The sequence below is a fragment of the Vibrio tubiashii ATCC 19109 genome, assembly GCF_000772105.1.
Classification (GTDB): domain Bacteria; phylum Pseudomonadota; class Gammaproteobacteria; order Enterobacterales; family Vibrionaceae; genus Vibrio; species Vibrio tubiashii.
Window position 1 is genome coordinate 1194895 of sequence record NZ_CP009354.1, and the last position, 21766, is coordinate 1216660.

Consider the following 21766-nt stretch of genomic DNA (forward strand, 5'->3'; position numbering starts at 1 on the left):
CTATGGCTGGTTACCAACCTAAAAAGCGCAAAATGACTGCCGAGATTAACGTTGTCCCTTATATCGACGTTATGTTGGTTCTGTTGATCATTTTCATGGTGACATCACCTTTCGTCACTCAAGGCGTCGACGTTGAGCTGCCAAAAACCGCCACTGCCAAGCCTGCTTCCGAGCTGGCTGGCGACAGTGACGCAAGCTTTATCATTGTTGAAATCGATAAAGATGGAAACCTTGGTCTTAGCGTCAATGACGAAGAGGTATCTCGCGGTATCTCTCTACAAGACGTGATTGTTCGTGTTAAAGCAGAACTGTCTTTAAAGCCTGACTCACCTGTTGCTGTAGGTGGTGATGCCGCTACGCCTTATGCAGAAGTTGTTTTGGTATTAGACGAATTGAGTCGTGCAGGCATTCCGAAAGTCGGATTGCTGACAGATATTAAGGAATAATCGTCGCTGCGATGAAAGAGAACAAATCTAAAAAGAACGATTTCAAGAAGCCGATTATCATATCGGCTGCTTTGCATGGACTTCTTATTGCGGCTTTGATTTGGGGCACTGACTTTACAATGTCTAAGCCGGAGCCTACTGGGCGTTTGGTTCAAGCGGTCGTCATCGACCCAGATCTTGTCAGGCAGCAAGCACAACAAATTCGTAGCAAGCGTGAAGAAGCAGCGAAGAAAGAGCAAGATCGTTTAGACAAGCTCCGCCGTGAAAGTGAACAGCTTGAAAAGAATCGCAAAGCCGAAGAAGAACGTATTCGTAAGCTCAAAGAGCAACAAGCGAAAGAGGCTAAAGCGGCTCGTGAAGCAGAAAAACAGCGTGTTGCTAAAGAGAAAGAGCGTAAAGCTGAAGAAGCTCGTGTGAAAAAAGAAAAAGAGCGCGTAGCCAAACTTGAAGCGGAACGTAAAGCGAAAGAGCAAGCGATTAAGAAGGCAGAACAAGAACGCTTAGCGAAAGAAGCGGCGATTGCCAAAGCGGAGCAAGAGCGTATTGCCCGTGAAAAAGCGGCAAAAGAAGCGGAAGAGAAAGCGCGACGTCAACGTGAAGCGGCAGAGAAAGCTGAGAAAGAACGTATAGCGAAAGAGAAAGCAGCCAAAGAGGCGGCTGAGAAGGCGCGCAAAGAGAAAGAACGTTTAGAGCGCATTGAACGTGAGCGTAAAGAGCAAGAAGCGGCATTGAACGATATCTTTGCGGGATTAGAGACGGAAGCTGAGGCGAACACCTCGGCGCGTTCTAGCCACGTCTCTAGCGAGGCTGACCGTTATGGCGCAATTTACACTCAGCTCATTCAGCAAAATTTATTGCTGGAGGACAGTTTTCGGGGAAAGTCTTGTCGAGTTAACCTGCGTTTGATCCCTACGGGAGCAGACGCAATTGTTGGCAATCTTTCCGTTCTGGATGGTGATAGCCGTTTATGCGCGGCGACCAAGCGTGCTGTGGCGCAAGTGAACAGCTTTCCTCTGCCTAAAGATCCAGACGTTGTGAATAAAATTAAGAATATCAATTTAACCGTAGTACCTGAGTTATAAGGAAAAGCTTGTGTTAAAGCGACTAGTAATAGGATGTGTGCTCACTGTAATGAGCGTGTTCCAAACGGCAAATGCGGCGTTGGAGCTAGTAATTACAGATGGTATCGATTCGGCAAGACCAATCGCGATCGTGCCATTTAAATGGGAAGGCAATACACAACTTCCTGAAGATGTATCAAAAGTGATTGCTTCAGATTTGCAGCGCAGTGGTAAATTTAGCCCTGTAGCAACGAGTAAAATGCCACAAACGCCATACAGCGAAGCGGAAGTTGATTTCAATGCTTGGACTGGGTTGGGTGTTGATGCTCTAGTGACAGGTTCAATTTCGCAAAATGCAGAGGGTAACTACGTTATTAACTATCAGCTGGTAGACGTAGTGAGAGGTCAGTTGACTCAGGGCCAGAGTAAGTCTTTAAGTGGCGATGGTCAGCTAGTTCTGTCTAAAGATCATGTGATTTTTAACAAACGAGCGACAGTACCGGGTAAGCGCCTTAGAGAATATGCGCACAGAATCTCAGATCTAGTCTATGAAGCATTAACTGGTGAAAAAGGTGCGTTTTTAACTCGTATTGCTTACGTTGTTGTCAATGACAAAGACAATTTCCCATACCAGCTACGCGTATCTGATTATGATGGTTACAATGAGCGCCTAGTACTGCGTTCTAAGCAGCCATTGATGTCTCCAGCTTGGTCTCCTGATGGTAAAAAGCTTGCTTATGTGAGTTTCCAAAACGGCCAAGCTGAGATCTTCATTATGAATATCTACACAGGTGAACGCGAGAAAGTAACGTCATACCCTCGTCACAATGGTGCGCCAAGATTCTCTCCAGATGGCAGTAAGCTTGCTTTGGTTTTATCAAAAACCGGTAGCCTGCAAGTTTATACGTTGGATCTGAACACCAGAAAACTGACTCAAATTACCCGCGGTAGATCGAATAATACCGAACCATTTTGGCATCCAGATGGTAAATCTCTGATCTTTACCTCGGATCGGGGTGGAAAACCTCAAATTTATCAAGTAGATTTGGCAAGTAATTCGACCAAGCGTTTAACATGGCAAGGCAGCCAGAACCTTGGTGGGCAAATTACACCAGATGGTCGCTTCTTAGTGATGGTGAATCGCAGCAATACAGGGTTCAATCTAGCCAAGCTAGATATGGAAACCGGAGCGATGCAGATTCTAACCAAAACATTGTTGGATGAATCACCAAGTATTGCGCCAAATGGTGGTATGGTCATTTATAGCTCGATCTATAACAAGACCAATGTTCTTTCAATGGTCTCCATTGATGGACGCTTTAAAGCAAGGTTACCGGCAACAAATGGTCGAGTTCGTGCACCTGCATGGTCACCGTTTTTGTAGCAAGTAAGTATCAATAACAAAGGAAACTATAACAATGCAACTTAATAAAGTTCTTAAAGGGCTTCTAATTGCGCTACCAGTTCTAGCGGTTACAGCATGTAGCTCAAGTGATGACGCAGCGAACTCTACTGGTTCTACTGAAACTAACCAAGTTCAAACGACAGATAACACAGCTGTTTCTCCACTAGAAGCAAATGGCCAGCTTTCTGAGCAAGAGCTTAAAGAGCAAGCACTACGCGAAACTTCAACAATCTACTTTGCTTTCGACAACTCTACTATCGCGGGTGACTACGAAGAGATGCTAGCGGCTCACGCAGCTTACCTAAGCAAAGATCCATCTCTAGAAGTTAAAATCGAAGGTCACGCAGATGAGCGTGGTACTCCAGAATACAACATCGCACTAGGCGAGCGCCGTGCAGAAGCTGTAGCGAAATACCTACAAGCTCTAGGTGTTCAAGCGGATCAAATCGAAGTTGTAAGCTACGGTGAAGAGAAGCCACTTCTTCTAGGTCAATCAGAAGATGTTTACGCTAAGAACCGCCGCGCAGTTCTAGTGTACTAATTGAGGAATTGCCTCATGTTCAGTAACCTTAAGCGCGTTGTTACGCTTACGTTACTGGCAAGTGCAGCGAGTAGTGTACTCGCTGCACCAGCTCCAGTATCCGATCTAAGCGGTAGCAATACTGCCACTTCTTCATCGTCAGTTCGTGGTAACGAAACTGATGTTCAGCGCTTAGAGCGCCTATTGGAAAACCGCAATCGCGTCCAGTTGCAAATGCAGCAACAGCTCGATGACATGGCTCTTGAAATCAGTGAGCTTCGCGGTCAATTAGAAAAAAGCACTTATGACATGCAGCAGATGTTGCAGCGTCAAAGAGAGCTCTTCATTGAGTTAGATAAGGTTCGCAGCCAAGCATCAACGCCTGTTGCTCAAACGACACCGGAAGACTCAGCGAAACCTGCAGGCGGAACGTTTAGCTCTAATGTAGATGAGCAGACTGCGTATCAGAACTCGGTAGACTTAATCCTTAAGAAGCGTGACTATACGGGTGCAATTGCTGCATTCCAGCAGTTTCAGAAAGACTTCCCGGACTCAAGCTTCACGCCAAACTCGCATTATTGGCTAGGCCAACTTTATTTTGCCAAGAAGCAAGATAAAGAAGCAGTGAAGAGTTTTGCCGCCGTGATCACTTATAAAGAATCCAACAAGCGTGCAGATGCTTTGGTGAAACTTGGTGATATCGCAGCTCGCAATAATAACCAAGCTCAAGCGACAAAGTACTATCAGCAAGTGGTTGATGAGTATCCAAATAGTGCTTCAGCTAAGTTGGCAAAAGAGCGTCTCTAACCGTTCATAATTTGTAGTGAAGAGGAGTGCAAAGCGCTCCTTTTTTGTTTTCCTTTGTGTCGACGCTGGAATCTACAATAGCGTTAAGGTTACAATACTCGGATTACTGGAAGTAGCGTAGCGCAAAAGCAATGAGCCACATATTAGATACAATTGAGACAGTTTACCCATTCCCACCAAAACCAATTCCGCTAACAGAAGAAGAAAAACAAGCACACATTGCCAACATCAAAGTGTTGCTTAAAGAAAAAGACGCGGTATTGATTGCTCACTATTACACAGATCCTGAGATCCAAGCTTTGGCAGAAGAGACTGGCGGTTTTGTCGGTGATTCACTTGAAATGGCAAAGTTTGGTAACCGCCACCCAGCAAGCACACTGATCATCGGTGGTGTGCGCTTTATGGGTGAGTCAGCTAAGATCCTGACACCTGAAAAGCGTATTCTTATGCCAACGCTAGAGGCGGAGTGTTCTCTAGATCTTGGTTGTCCTGCTGATAAGTTTTCTGAGTTTTGTGATGCTCACCCTGATCACAAAGTTGTTGTGTACGCAAACACCTCTGCTGCAGTAAAAGCACGCGCTGACTGGGTTGTAACATCGAGCATCGCATTAGAAATCGTTGAACACCTAGACTCTGAAGATACGCCAATTATTTGGGGCCCTGATCGCCACCTAGGTTCGTACATTGCTAACCAAACTGGCGCAGACATGTTGCTTTGGCAAGGTGAATGTGTGGTTCACGATGAGTTTTCAGCTGATGCCCTGCGTAAGATGAAAGGTTTATATCCAGACGCAGCCATTCTTGTTCACCCAGAGTCACCTGCTAGCGTTGTTGAATTAGCAGATGCTGTCGGCTCTACAAGTCAGCTAATTAAAGCGGCAAAAGAGCTGCCACAGCAGAAAATGATTGTTGCGACTGATAAAGGCATCTTCTTTAAAATGCAGCAGCTAGTTCCAGAGAAAGAGCTGATTGAAGCGCCAACTGCGGGTGCAGGTGCAACTTGTCGTAGCTGTGCACACTGCCCTTGGATGGCAATGAACGGCCTAAAAGCGATTGAAGCTGCGCTACGTGATGGTGGTGAAGAGCACGAAATCTTTGTTGATGAAGAGCTACGTGTTAAATCGCTTATCCCGTTGAACCGCATGCTAGATTTTGCCGAGCAACTAAACATGCAGGTAAAAGGCAACGCTTAAGCGGATATTTGTCACAGTTATCAAGACCAGCCTCATTGGCTGGTTTTTTTGTATTAGCTCTTAGGCTTAAATACCCTTAAGCGAACAAGTGAAGGAGCACTATGTCTATTTGGCTAACATTTAGAAAGTGGTTGAACTCAAATATATTTAATCTTAGTAATCGTAACTTAGCTTTGCTGTTGGTTATCTATATTGCCGCCTCTTGGATTCTACTGAGAGCGAGTAGTGAGCACGCGCTTACCGATGACCTCTCAACTTTTCTCTATTTCTTGATGGTGACGGCTTCAACCGTCGGCTACGGTGATCACTCGCCCGAAACTTCAATGGGAAAGTGGGTCGTTATCTTGTTTGTCATCCCTGGGGGCTTGTCACTTTTTGCGGCTTTGATTGGTCGACTGGCAGCGGGGATGGTCGAGTATTGGCGCGCAGGTATTTTAGGAAAGCGGAGAATTGGTGTGGAAAATCATATCGTACTTTTAGGTTGGAATGGGCAACGTACCATGCATTTGATTCGCATGTTACAGCATGAAGAAGAGGGAAAACGTCCAATTGTACTTTGCAGTCGTTCAGATATTGAAAACCCGCTTCCTGGCGAAATTGGATTTGTAAAAGTAAACAGCTATACCGACTCGCAAGAGATGGAGAAAGCCGCAATTGAAAGAGCGAGTTGTATTGTCGTCGATAACCTCGAAGACGACATTACTTTGTCAGCTGCGCTATACAGTGCCAACATCAACCCAAATGCTCACCTGCTTGCTTACTTTAAAGATGAGGCTCTCAGTAACCTTCTAAGCCAGCATTGCCCAAATGCTGAGTGTATTCCAGCAGTAGGGGCAGAGATGCTCGCTAAAGCCGCGGTAGACCCGGGTTCAAGCGCTCTGCACCAAGAGTTATTGGCTTCAACTCGGGGCATGACTCAATATTCGACGACTTATCCGAGTGAGCAGAAAACAATAAAAGTGGAAGATGCTTTTCAGTTTATGAAGCGAGACTATCAAGCAACGCTGATCGCATTGGATGTAGGGCAAGGGATTGAACTCAACCCAGAACTCGATAGGGAGATTTTACCTAGCGCTAAGATATTCTATATTGCGGATGAGCGTATTGAAGATTTTAATTGGCAAAAAATTGAGTGAACCTGACAACAAAAAATCGCAGCCTGAGCTGCGATTTTTTATTTTGTTATTCTTGATCTGCCAGCATTGAACCACGCATCGTCAAGCCACATAGCATGGTTGGCATTGCATTAAAGATCTCTTCAAACTGTTCAAGACCCTCAATACCTTGTTCAGCAAGCGTTGCGATTGACGTCTCAGGATCATAGAGCATGCTCACAGATAGCAACACACCGCCTAATAGGGCGTTATCTTCGCTATCTTCTGGCATGATGGTTTCCCAATCGTCACGTGCAAGTTGCCAACCTTGTAGTACTCCTTCACAGAAGTCGCGCGTTGCTTCTGTCACGATTTCTTCTTCGTCTAGAGCGCAACCTTCAGGCCATTGCCAACGATTTTCCAGTAGGGCAGGACGCGACTCATTCCAAATGGCAATGATATGCTCAATGTATATCTCTAACTGTTCGCCATCTGCAAAAGGGGCAACTTCTTCACCACCCCAAAGGAATGGAAGCCATTCGTGAGGAGTCAACGTGTGAGGCGCTGCAGCCATAGCGGTAACAAAACCATGAGTCTTGGCTTCGTTAATCAACTTACCTTCAAGCTCAGGCAAGGACAGAAGTTCTTGTAGGGTCAAAATAGACATCCTATGTAAATCAGGAGTTGTGATATCGCAATGGTAACAGCCAACAGAAGTGAGAAAAAGGTTGCTGCTCAGATATATTCGCTATAATTTTTTATAAACGGTCAAAATTCAAAGATTTATGGATATTCGTTCATCGCTAAAAAGGAAGAGCATTTTTGCTTTAGCTATTTATCTAGCTATGGCTGTCGCCCTTATCGGTACTGTCAGCTACTTGATCGTTGAACCGCCGACCAGAGCGCAGCTAGAAAGAAACCTCGATCTTCGAACTGAGCTTATCTCTGTTCAGATAGAAGAGCCGATAAATAGCTCCGTCGGGATCTTGCAAGCCGTGGTCAGTATCGGTAGTAACCACGAAACTCAAGAACACCAAGCGGTTTTGCTGCATAAGCTTTTTTCACTTGTTGAAGGGGTTGCGGTGAGTGGTGGTCTTTGGCCGACGCCTTACTCGATTGATCAGCAAGTCCCTTATAAAAGTCTGTTTTTTAACCGAGCAAGTGATGGCAAGATCGACAGGGTGCTCTCATGGGATAACCCCGAGTCAGGGGGATACGACAAAGAGTCTTGGTATACCTCTGTTGTGAAAAAACCAAGCGGAACTGTGTCTTGGTCTCCGGTATACATAGACCCCTTTACCCATGTGCAGATGATCACCGCCTCATCACCTTACTACATTGATGGTGAGTTTGCTGGCGTAGCAACCATTGATATCTCATTAGAAACCTTGGTTGCGTTTGTTCGCCTGCATGCGGAAGAGTACGACTTAGGCGTGATCCTGCGTGACGGTTACGGAGATGTCATCACAGAGCACAACTTCCAGCTCGCTAAAAATATCTATATCAGTCAAAACAGCTTTGGTGATTTTAACTGGAGTGTTGACGTTGTGAACGCCAAACGGTTGGTAGCCGAACAGGTGTATGATCTGGTCTCTAAAGTCGAAGCCGTCATTGTACCGATCATGCTTGCTTGTGTAATGCTAGGCTATTTTTTGATTAACCGCTTTCTGATTTCACCGATTGTTGTCATTGCACGTAGCCTCGATGAGTCCAAAGAGGGAGGGGCAATAGAGATTGATTACAATAGCCAAGATGAAATCAAATACCTTATCGACTCTTTAAATGAAAAAACGGTTTATCTCGAAGAAGAAAAGGTTAAAGCTCAGGCTTCGACGAAAGCAAAAAGTGCATTCCTTGCCACTTTATCTCACGAGATCCGTACACCAATGAATGGGGTACTGGGGACCGCGCAAATACTTTTAAAAACCGATTTAAGTGAAGAGCAGAGAAAGCATCTTAAAACACTGTATGAATCTGGCGAGCATATGATGACGCTGCTCAATGAGATTCTCGACTTCTCGAAAGTAGAGCAAGGGCATTTAGAGCTGGAATCATCACCTTTCCCGTTAGAGTCGATTATCGGCAGTATCAACAGTGTTTACTTTACACTCTGTTCCGAGAAAGGGTTGCAGTTCAAGGTCTACTCTGAAGTACCCCATGAGCGTTGGTACCTATGTGATAAAGCGCGATTAAGACAGATTCTGTTTAACCTTCTTAACAATGCCGTCAAGTTTACCTCTCGTGGCTATGTGGAAGTGTATTTCAAAGAAGAGCAACGAGGCGAGGAAAACTACCTGCTTATTCGCGTGCGAGATACCGGTATAGGGATTGCCCGTGAAGCCCAAAGCAAGATATTTAAGCCTTTTGAACAGGCTGAGTCTTCTACAACGCGCCGTTTTGGTGGAACCGGATTGGGCCTTGCGATTGTAAAGCAGCTATGTGAACTAATGGGAGGCACCGTAACGGTAAAAAGTGAGCTCGGAATTGGTTCGAGCTTTGAAGCCGCCATTCGCGCTGAAATTAGCCAACCTGCTTTTGCTGAATATCGCGAGCTAAGAAAGCTCAACTATAACGGTTTAAGAGTCTTGATCGTCGAAGATAACCGCACTAATGCGATTATTCTGAATACGTTTATGACCAATAAAGGCTTCTCTTGTGAGTGTGTTGAAAATGGAGAGCTTGGTGTTGAGGCTATTGCTCAAGGTGGGTTTGATCTTGTTTTGATGGATAACCACATGCCCGTGATGGATGGTGTCGAAGCCACAACAGCAATTCGTAGCTTGGCTGATGAGAGAGCCAATATGCTGATTTTTGGTTGTACCGCCGATGTGTTCAGAGATACCAGAGAACGAATGTTGGGGGCGGGTGTTGATTACATTATCTCGAAGCCGATAGATGAAACGGAGCTCGATGACGCATTGGTTAATTATTCCGACAAGCTGTATCAATTTCAGCCTCACCTTCTAAACAGCTCTACGAATTCAAATGAGCTCAAAATAGAGCTGGAAGAGCCATTGATGATGTTCTTTATGGCAATAGAAAACGAAGACTTACCTCATGCTAAAAGTAAGTTCGCCCAGATAAAGCAAAGCCTTGATGGTATTCAGGTTCCGATACTAGACGATAATTTATTTAACATTGAGTCTAGATTGATTGCAGGGGAATTCCCTCAGCAAGAAGAGTTGGATCTACTTGCTGTACAAGTAAAAGATTACTGTAACTAAATTACGAGATATTGCTTAAATAATAACCTTTACGCGAAATGGTAGCGACTTAATCTAGTTTTACTACGAAATTTGGTTGTTTATTTACCTTTGTTAAATAACTTTGAAATCTAAAACTGAAAAAATAATGTTCTAATAGCGATATTGACTGGTTGATTGTTGTTTGGCTGGTTTTTCGTTTTGCTTTTTGGTTTTATTTCTAGTTATTTGTGTTGAGGTAAGAATGAAGTCTCGTGGGCCTTTCTGTATTCGTAACGCTGCTGCTGATACGTTTGCAATGGTTGTGTTTTGTTTTATTTCCGGAATGTTCATTGAAATTTTTGTATCCGGTATGACCTTCGAGCAATCGCTAGCTTCACGAACGCTTTCAATCCCAGTTAACATCGCCATCGCGTGGCCATACGGTTTGTTCCGCGACTACGTATTACGCCAAGGCGCTCGTTTATCTGACACTGGCGTTATGAAAAACATCTCTGATCTTTTGGCTTACGTACTGTTCCAGTCTCCAGTGTACGCAGCAATTCTATTGGTTGTGGGTGCATCGACTGATCAGATCATTACTGCCGTGGCCTCTAATGCGGTTGTTTCATGTGGAATGGGTGTTTTGTATGGCTACTTCTTAGATATGTGCCGTAAGTGGTTCCGCGTTCCTGGCTACTATCAAGAAGCCTAAACTGACTGATTCATGATCGAATTAGCCAGTTAGTAACCAAACAGTCCTAATGGTGCGGTTTTTTTAGGGATTAGACTTGACCTAACCCAATAGAATCATTAAATTAGCGCCTCGTTGGTTAACGAAACCAACCACAATTTGATTCGGTGAGTTGTCCGAGTGGCTGAAGGAGCACGCCTGGAAAGTGTGTATACGGCAACGTATCGAGAGTTCGAATCTCTCACTCACCGCCACATTCTAAAGCCCCAGCAGAAATGCTGGGGCTTTTTCGTTTTTTGAGTGTCTTCAGCCTTGGTGTCTTTACAAATACTTCATGAGTTCATCTGCGTTTCTGAGCACGATCTGCTGTCCGCGTGGATTAGATTTTTGTGTATGAATATCAATGTTGTAGGCGTCAAGTACATATCTAACTAATGAAGCATTGGTTGGGATTGTTAAAACGCCTTCCCTCATTGCATAGTCTTTCTCGATAACGGCTTTCTGCTTGTCACTAAATCTCTGGTCTGCTACCAATTCAACATTAACACTCTTATTCCACAAAGTGTCACTTTGCTTCTTGAAGCTGGCGCTATCATTTAGTTCAGGTATCCCTTGAATGCGGCTCAATACGAAATCTCGATAGTCTCCGGCATGTTCACAATAAGCCCGTACATGCCAACGTATAGGCGTGCACACTAGAGTGTGAGGAGAAATTATTCTCTCGACTTCTTCGCCATCCTTTAAAGGTGTGTAGCAAATATCGACACGTTTTTTCTCTCGGATTGCTTGAACGAGTGGACGCAATACTTGCGGCGAGATACTACGCGTAACAGGGCGAACCATAGCGACATTCTCAAAACCCATATCAAGCTCATCAAATGTGACCGTAATATCTTCACTCCTTGCAAGAATGTGTAGATATTCATCAGCATGACCGCTCGTCAATTGTGGGATAAAGCTATCACTGGGCTTGTAGCCTTTTAACTGCTTGTCATAAACGAGGTTGCCAGGTGCTACATCGGCGAGGTAAGTGTTGATGTCTTTGGACGCTTGTTGCCTACCAATACCAAAGCTCTTAATCAAATGGTTGGTAGTTAATCTTCCTTCCCACTGAGCAATGACTTCAATCATTCTATACCGGAATAGTAGATCCCACCTTATTGGCCATTTACTCATTATTTGGTTCCTGTCTAGTTATGCGACATGTGTATGTAATCAGTGTTTACCTGTAGTTAATGACGTCATATTATTGTTGAAACTGAAAATCGTCAAGAGAGTAACCAGAACAGCGTAACACACTGGCGGGTGGCCTTTATGAATTACATTAACAGCGAAAACAAAAATGGCTTGTGGGAACTTGAAATTAAAGGTATCGAAGACCCAATATTAGCCAGTGAGTATCTAGGGCTTTATGGTTCGATACCTGATGAAGCTCGTACAGCATCAATAAAGAAGAAAATTGTAGTTCATAACGCGGAAGGTGAAGACTTTATTCAATGTGGTTATTGTGGTCTCCCTGTAAGGTATCGAGCACGAAGCGCCACTAGCAGGGCTGCTTTCTATCATAAGCATATTCCTGAATTAGACGAGGTCGATTGTCCATTCCACAGTGACTACAAGGGTGACTTTGTATTCACTGAAGCCGAAATGCATGAAACTCAATGGCACTTTCGCACAAAGCACTTTATTGCCGGTACATTGAGGGAATCAGATCAGATAAAGCGTGATTCTATCCAAGTAGAAAAGTTTGTCTTTGCAGAAAAAGGCACTTCCAAAAAATGGCGCAAGCCGGATATTTACTTTGAAGACACCAATGGTAATCGATTCGCGATAGAGTTGATTCAAGGTTGGTTGGACCCAGAAATAATTCATGCTCGCGAGCAGTTCTTCTTAGGGGAAGAGATCAACCTGATTTGGTTGTTTAGTGAAGGTCGAAGCGATTCTATTTTCTATTACATCATGTACGGTACCGCCTTAGAGGCTCATCCTGAAAGTTTTGCGGAGTTTGAGAGCAAAGTGAAAGACATCCAATGTAATGCCTTTGTTTTCTCTCAAGAAGCGTTAGATAAAAGCCAAGAGAGTGGAGAGTTCTACTTCGAGGCACATTTCCCCGAGTTTGATTTTAAATCAACAGAGCTTTTCTTAGAGATGAGCTATGGGTGTCAAATGGTGGTTTTGAGTGACTTAATATTGTCTCCAGAAAGGCTACCATACGCAATCAATACAAAAGCTGCTTTGCATGGAAAGCAACAAGAACTGTCAGCTGCTATACAGGAAAAGGCTCAACGAGAGTCTCGGCAGTCAGTAAAACGAATCTATCAAGTGCTTGATCAGATTGCTTCTTGTGGAGAGAAGGGTGAGCTTTCATCGTTATCACTGACGCATTTATCAGATGAGATAAATGAGTGCTTTGATTATGTATTACTGGAGTATGATGAACGGAGCTCCCTACTTGGATTAACTCGTCAAACAATCGCCCTAGAAAGAGCTAGGCTTGAAGAGCGACAAAGGAAAGCTCAGCGCATAGAGCATGCCAAGGAGCTTAGAGGGTTACGGCATCAATTGATTTATGTCCGACAAGCGCTAAAACAAAGTATTACAATTCAAGAACTAACATCGCTCAGGTACCGCCTGGCAGATGTTGCGAGTAATTACTGGAATGTTATATCTAGTGATCTATCTTCTAGCGTTTGGGAGCGTTATTTGAATCTTCTTTTAACAAACATTGGTGACCAAACAGAATTGCTTACCAAAGATTTACCTAAGCCTATGGCTCTCTGGAGAATCACTAATGATCTTCTCAGCTACTCACTTGAGAAACGTATGCAACTTTTTGAATCTCGTAGTCCATTGGCAATCGAGATGTCGCAACAGCAATCAGCGTACTTAACCTATAAGTCGCCTGCAGAAACCCAAATGTTTGAAGAGAAACTGAATGAGATTAAGAACAGGACCAAAACACAATTTCTGAATACCAATTGGAAAGATTTGATGGGGACCTGGAACCCTGATTCTACTTATCGAGATTCAATCGAAAGGGCGGGATTATTGCTGCGCGTTGAAGACCCTTCAGAGCTAGAAGCTAACGAACAAGATTGGGTTGAAGAAGCCCTAAATATGTTCGTTGAACGATTAGTTGTCTTGATTAATGAGCACTATAACAAAGCATTCATAAAAGCTTATGGCCGAGTAGATGCAGATGCGTTGGGAAAACTATTGAACTTTTGGGACTGGTTGCATGATGGATTTTATATTTACAATCAACCTGAAGCAGTAAATAGAGCTCATCAACTAAAACAATACTTACTGCACAACGACACTTCAGCAATAGAGTGGAAATAGCACCATGTATGAACATAACTCTCTTCCCGCCGGCACAAAACTCAATAACGCAGAGTTATGCGAAGTCTTCGGTTGTAGCCCACAAGGTGGGATGCGTCGCTCTCATAAAACCAATACATTGGTCATTGTATCGAACCATATCAAGTCTATTTATGATGATCGCTGGGTAGGGGACGTTCTCCACTATACTGGCATGGGTTCTAAAGGCGATCAAAGCCTGACGTTTCAGCAGAATAAAACGCTAGCTGAATCGAGAACCAATGGTGTCGCTGTTCACTTATTTGAGGTGTTTACGGACCAAGAATACACCTATGTTGGCGAAGTCGCTCTCGACGGTGAACCGTACTCGGAAACGCAAGATGATGAACAAGATAACCCAAGAAGAGCATATATATTTCCTCTAAAGCTTATAACGGGTGAGCGCTAGGTTAGAAAAGAAGATCGCGAGAACGTAGAGAGTGTCCGAGTTCGTAAGGCCAAGAAATTGACTCTTGAGGAGCTTCAGTCTTTGGCGACAAAAGGTGGAAAAATCGCTACACGGTACCAACAACAATCCACCAGCTATGAGCGAAATATTTGGGTAGCAGAACTGGCTAAACGCCTTGCTAAAGGTCAGTGCCAACTTTGTCTACAACCGGCGCCATTTAAAAATGCGAAAGGCGAGCCATATCTCGAGACACACCATATTGTTTGGCTCGCCAAAGGTGGAGACGATACGGTTGAAAATACAGTCGCATTATGCCCCAATTGCCACAAGAAAATGCATATCGTAGATGACGCAAAGGATGTTGAGGTTTTAAAATCTCGTAGCAATAAATTGTTAGAAGAGCTAAATCAATGAGTAAGAAACACATTGAAGTCGTTGCGGCTGTACTGAAAAATGAAGGTGAATTCCTAGCCGTACAAAGAGCGCCATCAAAGCTAGATTATGTTAGCGAAAAATGGGAGTTTCCAGGCGGTAAAGTAGAAGCAGGAGAAACGCTTGTTGCAGCTATTACCAGGGAGCTAGATGAAGAGTTAAGAATTGCCGTTACTGAACCACAGTTTTTGTTGACGATTGAGCATAGCTACCCTGATTTTGATATCACCATGCATTGCTTTGTTATTGAGGTAATAACGCGCGAACTTGAGCTCACGGAGCATATTGACTCTCGCTGGTTATCGAAAGACCAACTTTGGGGTGTTGATTGGGCTGCGGCCGATATACCGGCTGTTGAAAAACTCAAGTCTACGTTCTGAAGGATTACGAAAATGGACCTAAAAGCAGGCTGGGATGGGACTTGGCAAGACTTTCTTTCTACAGACAAAGCTAGTTTTCTAGAGTCGTTAGTATCTTTCCATCGTAGTTTGAGTTGGACGCAAGATCTCGATCCTGCGCAACGCTACGCATGGGAAACTGAATACGATGTAATGACATCTACCCTTAATCACGTTATTACAGAAACTCAAGTGGAACCAGAGAAGTGCTGGATAGCCTTTGAACAAGAATTGATTGGTGAAGGCGGAAAACGAGCGGCGGATGTTAACCTAGTTACTCCAGCTGGCGAATTGTTTGTAGTCGAGTTCAAACATAAGCAAGAAGCCTCTGAATACGAAATTCTTCGAGCAAACTCTGATTTGCAAACAATGCGACGCTATCACAGTGAATCTATCGACCTAGTCGGTCATGGCTTTGTTGTACTCACTAAACCTGGTGCTAAGCCGTTCCAATACCCAAATGTTGTGTGTGACATCGCAGATGATGGTCTGGCTCCCCAGTTAGCTTCACAGCTTATAACGTCATTAAGTAAACCTAGTTACTATAATGTGCTCCAGTGGGAAAAAGGTGAATTTTATCGCCAACCAAGCATATTGCATGGCACTGCTCAGGTCTTTTTCGACGCTAAAATACCTACGCTAAAAACCTCGGCCGGTGAAAATATTGACCAGGCACGCGCGGCACTGTTAAACCTTTATCAGCATGCTAGGGACAAGCAGCAAAGATATGTTGTTGTCGTTCATGGGCGCCCTGGTGCCGGTAAGACTCTACTGGGCATTAGTTCTGTTGCGGAAATTGCACGTAGTGAGAGCGCAAAGCAGAGCGAACCTATTTTTCTTTCTGGCAATGGACCTCTCGTTCAGGTGCTACAACATACGTTAGATTATAGTGGTAAGCAGTCAGTTGGCCGGACAGGAGATAAGGTCATTGATGGTCGGGTGATGATCCAAGACCTGCTCCCGTTCAAGAAGGATCTGAAGCGCTCACTAACATCACGCAGAGAGACTTTTGTCGTATTTGATGAAGCACAGCGAGCGTGGGACAAAGCAAGCCCTAGAGAATCACAATCACCGTCTGAGTTAATGTTGTTTTGTAACTGGCTTGCTTGTCAACCGTTTGGAGTGTTGGTGCTTTTGGTGGGGGATGGTCAAGCGATCCATCGCAATGAGATGCAGTTAGATCAGATGCTAGCAGACCTAGATGCAGCAATAAGAGCGCAAAACGGCAAAGTCATCCCTATTATGCCATCGCTGCACGCCGATAAAATGCAACTCGTTATGCCAATTAAGAAAGACGTGTATAACCTTAAAACGCCCATTCGGCAGGCCTATACAGAGAGTTTAGACAAGTGGATTGAAGCGGTTCTATCTAACAATTCTGACCAAGCTCAAAAAGTCGCTTTGGATATTCAGGCTTACTACCCATTGCGACTGACTCAAAACCAGCAAACTGCTGAAACTTATGCTCTGGGTGTACAACAAACTATGCACGAGGGAAACAAGCTTCAAGATGCCTTTAGAACAGGCTGGTTGATGTCCAGCCAAGGTGGCAAGTTTATTGAGGAAGTCCAGAAAGATAAATACAAACCAGGGAAACATATTGGCCCTTGGTACGTTGAGCCACCAAGTTCTGAAAATTCATGTTGTCAATTTGAAGCGGCTTGTACTGAGTTTAGTTGTCAAGGTTTAGAACTATCACTTGCTCTGTTTAACTGGGGGCAGGATATGGTCTATCGCAAAGGAAAGCTGGTGGCTGAAGACCGGCGCCAGTACGAACATTACACGGAGGGGAGTTATAGAGTATTGCTCAGTCGTGGGCGTAGTGGTTTGGTCATAAAGTGTGATGACCAGGAAACGTTCGAATACTTGAAACAATGTGGTATGCAGGTAATCTAATATGTGAACAGCACATTGTTTGGGCATTCTATTAGTTTTCTAGCAAATATCAGAAAGGAGTGGGTTATGTGCATCCCACTCCTTTCATGTTTATACAACACAATCGTATTTACGAGCTGCATTGACAGCCATACATCCGATAAGACCACCAGCTAAAATATACAGCAAAGAGTTTTTCGATTGGTTGTAGTGAGACAAAAGTAAGCCTGCAACAGCGCCAAGGCCTGCACCTTGTAGCTGCTCACTTGAAGGTTTGCCGTGTAGTACTGTAGAGGCTAAATGCTCACAGTTATTATCTAACACCCCATATTTTCTCGCTTTCTTAATCAATTGCTCTGCTTGGTTGAACAGTTCATTTTTCTTTTCGTCACATAGGTGACTTAAGACTACCTTGATTGGTTTTCCATTCGCGTACTCTTCTAAGGCACAAATTTCTACGTTGCCATCTGGCGAGTTGTGAAGTACTCGCCCTTTACCTAGGTAGATTCCGGCATGCTCTACCAGCAGCTTTGAACGATAAAGTAGGTCACCAATACTAAGATTACTATTCATAATTTCCCCTTTTTGATTTAAAGTATGTGTATTCAAAATTAACATTGAAATGCGTAAAACGTATATCAATGCATTTAAGTTATACCTATGCACTTAATTGATCAAGTGTTATTTAGTTATTGGTGGTAAAAATGCAAGATAAAATGGTTTCTTACTCATCGATTCTGGGTGTGGTCGTCGCGAATAAGCGCAAAGAACTAGGCATAGAGCAGAGCGTATTAGCTGAAAAAATGGGGCTCTCACAAGCTAGCTATAGTCGTTTGGAATCAGGAAAGTCAACGTTCTCTGTTGATCAGATGTTTGAATGTGCTAAAGCTCTTCGTATAGCTCCAGATGAACTTTTTAATTCGGTTGTGAATACAGTTAATAATCTCAAGGAAAGTGAACAGGTGTCTGTTCAAGCCCAACTCAGAGGTAACGCAACGAAAGCGAAGTCTGAAGGGGGGAGCAATGTAGGTACTTTCATAGCGGGAGCGGCCTTGGGAGCATTAATAGTTGGATTGGCTGGTAAGTCCAAATAAACGTAACGGATATCAATGTAACTGATTGTATATCTTGGTATATTGCCGAACTAAAAGTCAAAATGGTTAGGGTGTGTAGTGCTTCCAAGTTATCAGGATTTAATGAAGCCAGTGTTAGAGGCTGCGAAGAATGAAGAAGTTAAGCTCAGCAACGTTGTAGGCTTGCTAGCGGAGCAATTCAATCTGTCAGAAGACGAGAGAACTGAGCTCCTTCCTAGTGGACGACAAACGGCATTCACGAACCGAGTTGGATGGGCCAAAACCTATTTAGCGAAAGCAGGGCTTTTGGATTCGACAAGACGTGGTCATTTCGTGATAACAGAATTGGGGCAAGATGCACTAAACAGTGGTGAAGAGATCAATAACCAATACCTAAAACGTTTTGATGACTTCAATGCGTTCACTAAGCAAAAAAACGGTGATTCAGACAAAGTTGAAGAGGCAACGGTGTCTGACAATGATGCGACACCAGATGAAGTACTAAGAGCTGCTTACAAACAGATTAACGACGCGTTAGCCTCAGACATCTTATCTCGAACCCGTAAAGTGTCTCCAGCCTTCTTTGAACAACTACTGATCGACTTGCTACTAGCAATGGGATATGGCGGGAACGATGAGGGTATGGCTCATACGCTAGGAAAGAGCGGCGATAACGGTGTCGATGGCGTGATTAATCAAGACCCACTTGGGGTTGACCAGGTTTACATTCAGGCCAAGCGTTATGCAGACGGTAACAATGTTGGTGCTGGTGAAATTCGAGACTTCTTTGGTGCGCTTAATCTGAAGAAAGCACAAAAAGGTATTTTCATTACCACATCAGAATTTACCTCATCAGCTATCCAAACAGTGAAAGACCTAGGTATGCGCATAGTGCTTATCAATGGTAAAGAGTTGGCTAAGCTGATGCTGCGCTACAACATTGGTAGCCGAGATGAGCAGGTGTTACACCTGAAGAAAATAGACGAAGAGTTTTTTGAAGTTTAAGGGTAATGGAATGGCAAAGTCAGAAGCACAAACTCGTGTGGAGTTGATTGACAAACAATTAGAAATTTCAGGTTGGAATATATCAGATCCTACACAGGTAGTGCATGAATTTGACATCCTAGTAGATCTACCCGAAGAGGTCCAAGATTCACAAATTCCTTATCAAGGTCATCAGTTTAGCGATTACGTGCTTTTAGGGAAGGATGGAAAACCACTTGCTGTCGTTGAAGCTAAGAAATCGAGCACAGATGCCGAAATAGGTCGAGAGCAAGCCAAGCAGTACTGCTACAACATTCAAAACCAGTTAGGTATTGAACTTCCGTTTTGTTTTTATACCAATGGACATGAAATATATTTCTGGGACCTTGAAAATTATCCCCCCCGTAAAATTATTGGTTTCCCTTCTAGAGGTGATCTGGAGCGTTTTCAATATATCCGCCGAAACAAAAAATCACTAACTCAAGAATTTATTAACAAAGATATAGCTGGTCGAGATTATCAAATCAGAGCGATTCGTTCAGTACTAGAAGGTATAGAAAATAAAAAGCGTGAGTTCTTACTAGTGATGGCAACGGGTACGGGGAAAACTCGTACTTGTATTGCTTATGTCGATGCGATGATGCGGGCTGGGTATGCAGAGCGAGTCCTGTTTCTTGTCGACAGAATAGCACTAAGAGAGCAGGCTTTATCTGCTTTTAAAGAACATTTACCTAACGAGCCTCGTTGGCCTAATGTTGGTGAGAAAATAATAGCGAAAGATAGGCGTATCTATGTCTCAACCTATCCAACGATGCTTAATATCATTCAAGACGAACAACAACACCTGTCTCCTCACTTTTTTGACATCATTGTTGTAGATGAAAGCCACCGCTCTATCTACAACACCTTTGGCGAAATCCTAAAGTATTTTAATGCCACCTTATTAGGGTTAACTGCTACGCCTGTCAACACTATAGACCGCAGTACTTTTGAGCTTTTTGATTGTGAAGACGGCTTACCAACCTTTGCCTATACCTACGAAGAAGCGGTGAACAATACTCCTCCGTATTTGAGCAATTTTCAGGTAATGAAAATACAAACGAAATTCCAGATGGAAGGAATAAGCAAGCGCACCATTTCACTTGAAGATCAAAAAAAGTTGATTCTTGAAGGTAAAGAAATAGAAGAGCTCAATTTTGAAGGGACTCAGTTAGAAAAGCAGGTCATTAACCAAGGAACTAACACTCTAATTGTAAAAGAGTTTATGGATGAGTGCATTAAAGACTCTGATGGTGTTTTACCTGGGAAGACAATTTTCTTTTGCTCTTCGAAAGCTCACGCTCGCCGCATTGAAAGTACGTTCGACAAGCTTTTCCCACAATACACTGGGGAGTTAGCTAAAGTATTAGTCTCTGATGACCCTAGAGTGTACGGTAAAGGTGGGCTTTTAGACCAATTTACTAACAACGACATGCCTCGTGTAGCTATTAGTGTTGATATGCTCGATACAGGTATTGATGTTCGAGAGTTGGTGAATCTGGTATTTGCGAAACCAATTTATTCTTATACCAAGTTTTGGCAGATGATAGGACGAGGAACTCGCTTACTTGAACCAAAAAAAATCAAACCTTGGTGTACAGAGAAGGACGCATTTTTAATAATTGATTGCTGGGATAACTTTGAATACTTCAAACTTAAACCTAACGGTAAGGAACTCAAACCCCAACTTCCTTTACCTGTAAAGTTAGTTGGTTTGCGTATAGATAAAATTGAAAAAGCTATTGATATCGGAGAGCAAGAAGTTGCTATACGAGAGACAAAAAAATTACAGCAACAAATCGAACAGTTACCGAATAGCTCAGTAATCATCAAAGAGGCTTCTGCGCTTTTAGATAGATTAACTGAGCTTGGTTTTTGGGAGTCACTAGATCATCAAAAACTAGAATTTTTACGAACAGATATAAAGCCACTATTTAGAACTGTATCGAATACAGATTTTAAAGAAATGCGATTTGAACGAGACTTATTGGAGTATTCGCTAGCTGCTTTAAGCGAAGAGAAAGAAAAAGCGCAGGCACTAAAAGCCGGAATTGTAGAGCAAGTAAGTGAACTCCCTCTTACTGTACCTTTTGTAAAAATTGAGGAAACATTAGTACGTAATGCTCAAAGTAACCATTATTGGAGCAATATTAGTGAAAGTGATCTAGACCACCTTTGTAACAAGTTAGGACCATTGATGAAGTTCCGTGAACAAGAACGTGATGGTAAATCTCAGGTCCACCTCAACCTTATAGACAGCCTCCACAAAAAAGAGATGGTTGAGTTCGGTCCTCAGCATGAAGCAGTGAGTATTTCACGCTACAAAGAGATGGTGGAAGAACTGATACTAGAACTTACGAAAAACAATCCTATATTGCAGAAAATTCAAGCTGGTGGAGATATTGGCGGTGATGAAGTCATTCAACTTGCTGACATTCTTCATGCAGAACATCCTCACATTACAGAAGACCTTCTTAGACAAGTATATAAAAATAAGAAAGCCCAGTTTATTCAGTTCATACGCCACATTCTTGGTGTTGAGGTTCTGGATAGTTTTCCAGAAACGGTTGGTAAGGCGTTTGAGCAGTTTATTCATACTCATACTACGCTTACTAGCCGCCAGTTAGAGTTTTTGTCACTGCTAAAAAATGTGATAATAGAGCGAGAAAAAATCGAGAAAAAAGACCTCATTAGCACACCATTTACCGTGATACATCCTCAAGGGATTCGTGGCGTCTTTAGTCCTAATGAAATCAATGACATTTTACAGCTAACAATGCAGTTAGCTGCTTAA

20 protein-coding genes and 1 tRNA gene are annotated in these 21766 nt (G+C 43.3%); 18 read left to right on the plus strand and 3 right to left on the minus strand.

The features are described from left to right. The first annotated feature begins 2 nt into the window (after positions 1-2). From tolR to IX91_RS05460, 7 genes are all read left to right on the plus strand, one after another. Complete coding sequence (gene tolR / locus IX91_RS05430) at positions 3-446, plus strand: protein TolR (RefSeq protein ID WP_004743336.1); 444 nt, start codon at positions 3-5, stop codon at positions 444-446. A gap of 11 nt (positions 447-457) precedes the next feature. Then, complete coding sequence (gene tolA / locus IX91_RS05435; RefSeq protein ID WP_004743337.1) at positions 458-1528, plus strand: cell envelope integrity protein TolA; 1071 nt, start codon at positions 458-460, stop codon at positions 1526-1528. Positions 1529-1577: 49 nt separating this feature from the next. Next, positions 1578-2891 (plus strand): Tol-Pal system beta propeller repeat protein TolB, encoded by a 1314-nt coding sequence (tolB, locus tag IX91_RS05440; RefSeq protein ID WP_004743338.1) that lies wholly within the window; start codon positions 1578-1580, stop codon positions 2889-2891. A 34-nt stretch (positions 2892-2925) separates the two neighbouring features. Further along, the gene (gene pal / locus IX91_RS05445; RefSeq protein ID WP_004743339.1) at positions 2926-3453 is read left to right on the plus strand and encodes a peptidoglycan-associated lipoprotein Pal; all 528 of its coding nucleotides are present in this window, start codon (positions 2926-2928) and stop codon (positions 3451-3453) included. Positions 3454-3468: 15 nt separating this feature from the next. After that, positions 3469-4239 (plus strand): tol-pal system protein YbgF, encoded by a 771-nt coding sequence (gene ybgF / locus IX91_RS05450; protein ID WP_004743340.1) that lies wholly within the window; start codon positions 3469-3471, stop codon positions 4237-4239. A 131-nt stretch (positions 4240-4370) separates the two neighbouring features. Next, positions 4371-5432, plus strand: a complete 1062-nt coding sequence (nadA, locus tag IX91_RS05455; RefSeq protein ID WP_004749750.1) for a quinolinate synthase NadA — start codon at positions 4371-4373, stop codon at positions 5430-5432. Positions 5433-5533: 101 nt separating this feature from the next. Continuing rightward, positions 5534-6568 carry a potassium channel protein gene (locus IX91_RS05460; protein ID WP_004749753.1) on the plus strand — a complete coding sequence of 345 codons (1035 nt, stop codon included), beginning with the start codon at positions 5534-5536 and terminating at the stop codon, positions 6566-6568. A 46-nt stretch (positions 6569-6614) separates the two neighbouring features. Here IX91_RS05460 and IX91_RS05465 read toward each other — a convergent pair whose 3' ends face one another. Continuing rightward, entirely contained in the window at positions 6615-7184 is a 570-nt protein-coding gene (locus IX91_RS05465) for a UPF0149 family protein (protein WP_004749755.1), read from the minus strand. Between the two features lie 127 nt (positions 7185-7311). Here IX91_RS05465 and IX91_RS05470 point away from each other — a divergent pair, with 127 nt between their 5' ends. The 3 genes from IX91_RS05470 (at position 7312) to IX91_RS05480 (ending at position 10656) form a co-directional block, all read left to right on the plus strand. After that, complete coding sequence (locus tag IX91_RS05470; protein WP_004745839.1) at positions 7312-9750, plus strand: ATP-binding protein; 2439 nt, start codon at positions 7312-7314, stop codon at positions 9748-9750. 223 nt (positions 9751-9973) lie between these two features. Beyond that, positions 9974-10423: an L-alanine exporter AlaE gene (locus IX91_RS05475; RefSeq protein WP_004745838.1), complete on the plus strand. Its 450-nt coding sequence runs from the start codon at positions 9974-9976 to the stop codon at positions 10421-10423. A 145-nt stretch (positions 10424-10568) separates the two neighbouring features. Next, positions 10569-10656: transfer RNA gene (locus IX91_RS05480), tRNA-Ser, on the plus strand. 67 nt (positions 10657-10723) lie between these two features. On the opposite strand, the gene IX91_RS05485 is transcribed toward IX91_RS05480, so the two are convergent. Then, entirely contained in the window at positions 10724-11578 is an 855-nt protein-coding gene (locus IX91_RS05485; protein WP_004745837.1) for a helix-turn-helix transcriptional regulator, read from the minus strand. 138 nt (positions 11579-11716) lie between these two features. On the opposite strand from IX91_RS05485, the gene IX91_RS05490 reads away from it, so the two are divergent. The 5 genes from IX91_RS05490 to IX91_RS05505 all read left to right on the plus strand — a co-directional run bounded on the left by IX91_RS05490 (position 11717) and on the right by IX91_RS05505 (position 16897). Beyond that, positions 11717-13744 (plus strand): competence protein CoiA family protein, encoded by a 2028-nt coding sequence (locus IX91_RS05490; RefSeq protein ID WP_004745836.1) that lies wholly within the window; start codon positions 11717-11719, stop codon positions 13742-13744. A 4-nt stretch (positions 13745-13748) separates the two neighbouring features. Then, entirely contained in the window at positions 13749-14171 is a 423-nt protein-coding gene (locus IX91_RS26795; RefSeq protein WP_236642856.1) for a hypothetical protein, read from the plus strand. Positions 14172-14252: 81 nt separating this feature from the next. Next, positions 14253-14585 (plus strand): HNH endonuclease, encoded by a 333-nt coding sequence (locus tag IX91_RS26800; RefSeq protein WP_236642858.1) that lies wholly within the window; start codon positions 14253-14255, stop codon positions 14583-14585. Further along, positions 14582-14983: a (deoxy)nucleoside triphosphate pyrophosphohydrolase gene (locus IX91_RS05500; RefSeq protein WP_004745835.1), complete on the plus strand. Its 402-nt coding sequence runs from the start codon at positions 14582-14584 to the stop codon at positions 14981-14983. The genes IX91_RS26800 and IX91_RS05500 overlap by 4 nt, the downstream gene beginning before the upstream one ends. A 12-nt stretch (positions 14984-14995) precedes the next feature. Then, positions 14996-16897 carry a DNA/RNA helicase domain-containing protein gene (locus IX91_RS05505; protein WP_004745834.1) on the plus strand — a complete coding sequence of 634 codons (1902 nt, stop codon included), beginning with the start codon at positions 14996-14998 and terminating at the stop codon, positions 16895-16897. A gap of 90 nt (positions 16898-16987) precedes the next feature. Here IX91_RS05505 and IX91_RS05510 read toward each other — a convergent pair whose 3' ends face one another. Beyond that, positions 16988-17449 (minus strand): NlpC/P60 family protein, encoded by a 462-nt coding sequence (locus tag IX91_RS05510; protein WP_004745833.1) that lies wholly within the window; start codon positions 17447-17449, stop codon positions 16988-16990. Positions 17450-17580: 131 nt separating this feature from the next. On the opposite strand from IX91_RS05510, the gene IX91_RS05515 reads away from it, so the two are divergent. The 3 genes from IX91_RS05515 to IX91_RS05525 all read left to right on the plus strand — a co-directional run bounded on the left by IX91_RS05515 (position 17581) and on the right by IX91_RS05525 (position 21766). Further along, positions 17581-17970: a helix-turn-helix domain-containing protein gene (locus IX91_RS05515; RefSeq protein WP_004745832.1), complete on the plus strand. Its 390-nt coding sequence runs from the start codon at positions 17581-17583 to the stop codon at positions 17968-17970. A gap of 78 nt (positions 17971-18048) precedes the next feature. Continuing rightward, positions 18049-18954, plus strand: a complete 906-nt coding sequence (locus IX91_RS05520; RefSeq protein WP_179944697.1) for a restriction endonuclease — start codon at positions 18049-18051, stop codon at positions 18952-18954. 10 nt (positions 18955-18964) lie between these two features. Next, positions 18965-21766, plus strand: coding sequence for a type I restriction endonuclease subunit R (locus IX91_RS05525; protein ID WP_004745830.1), 2802 nt, complete (start codon positions 18965-18967; stop codon positions 21764-21766).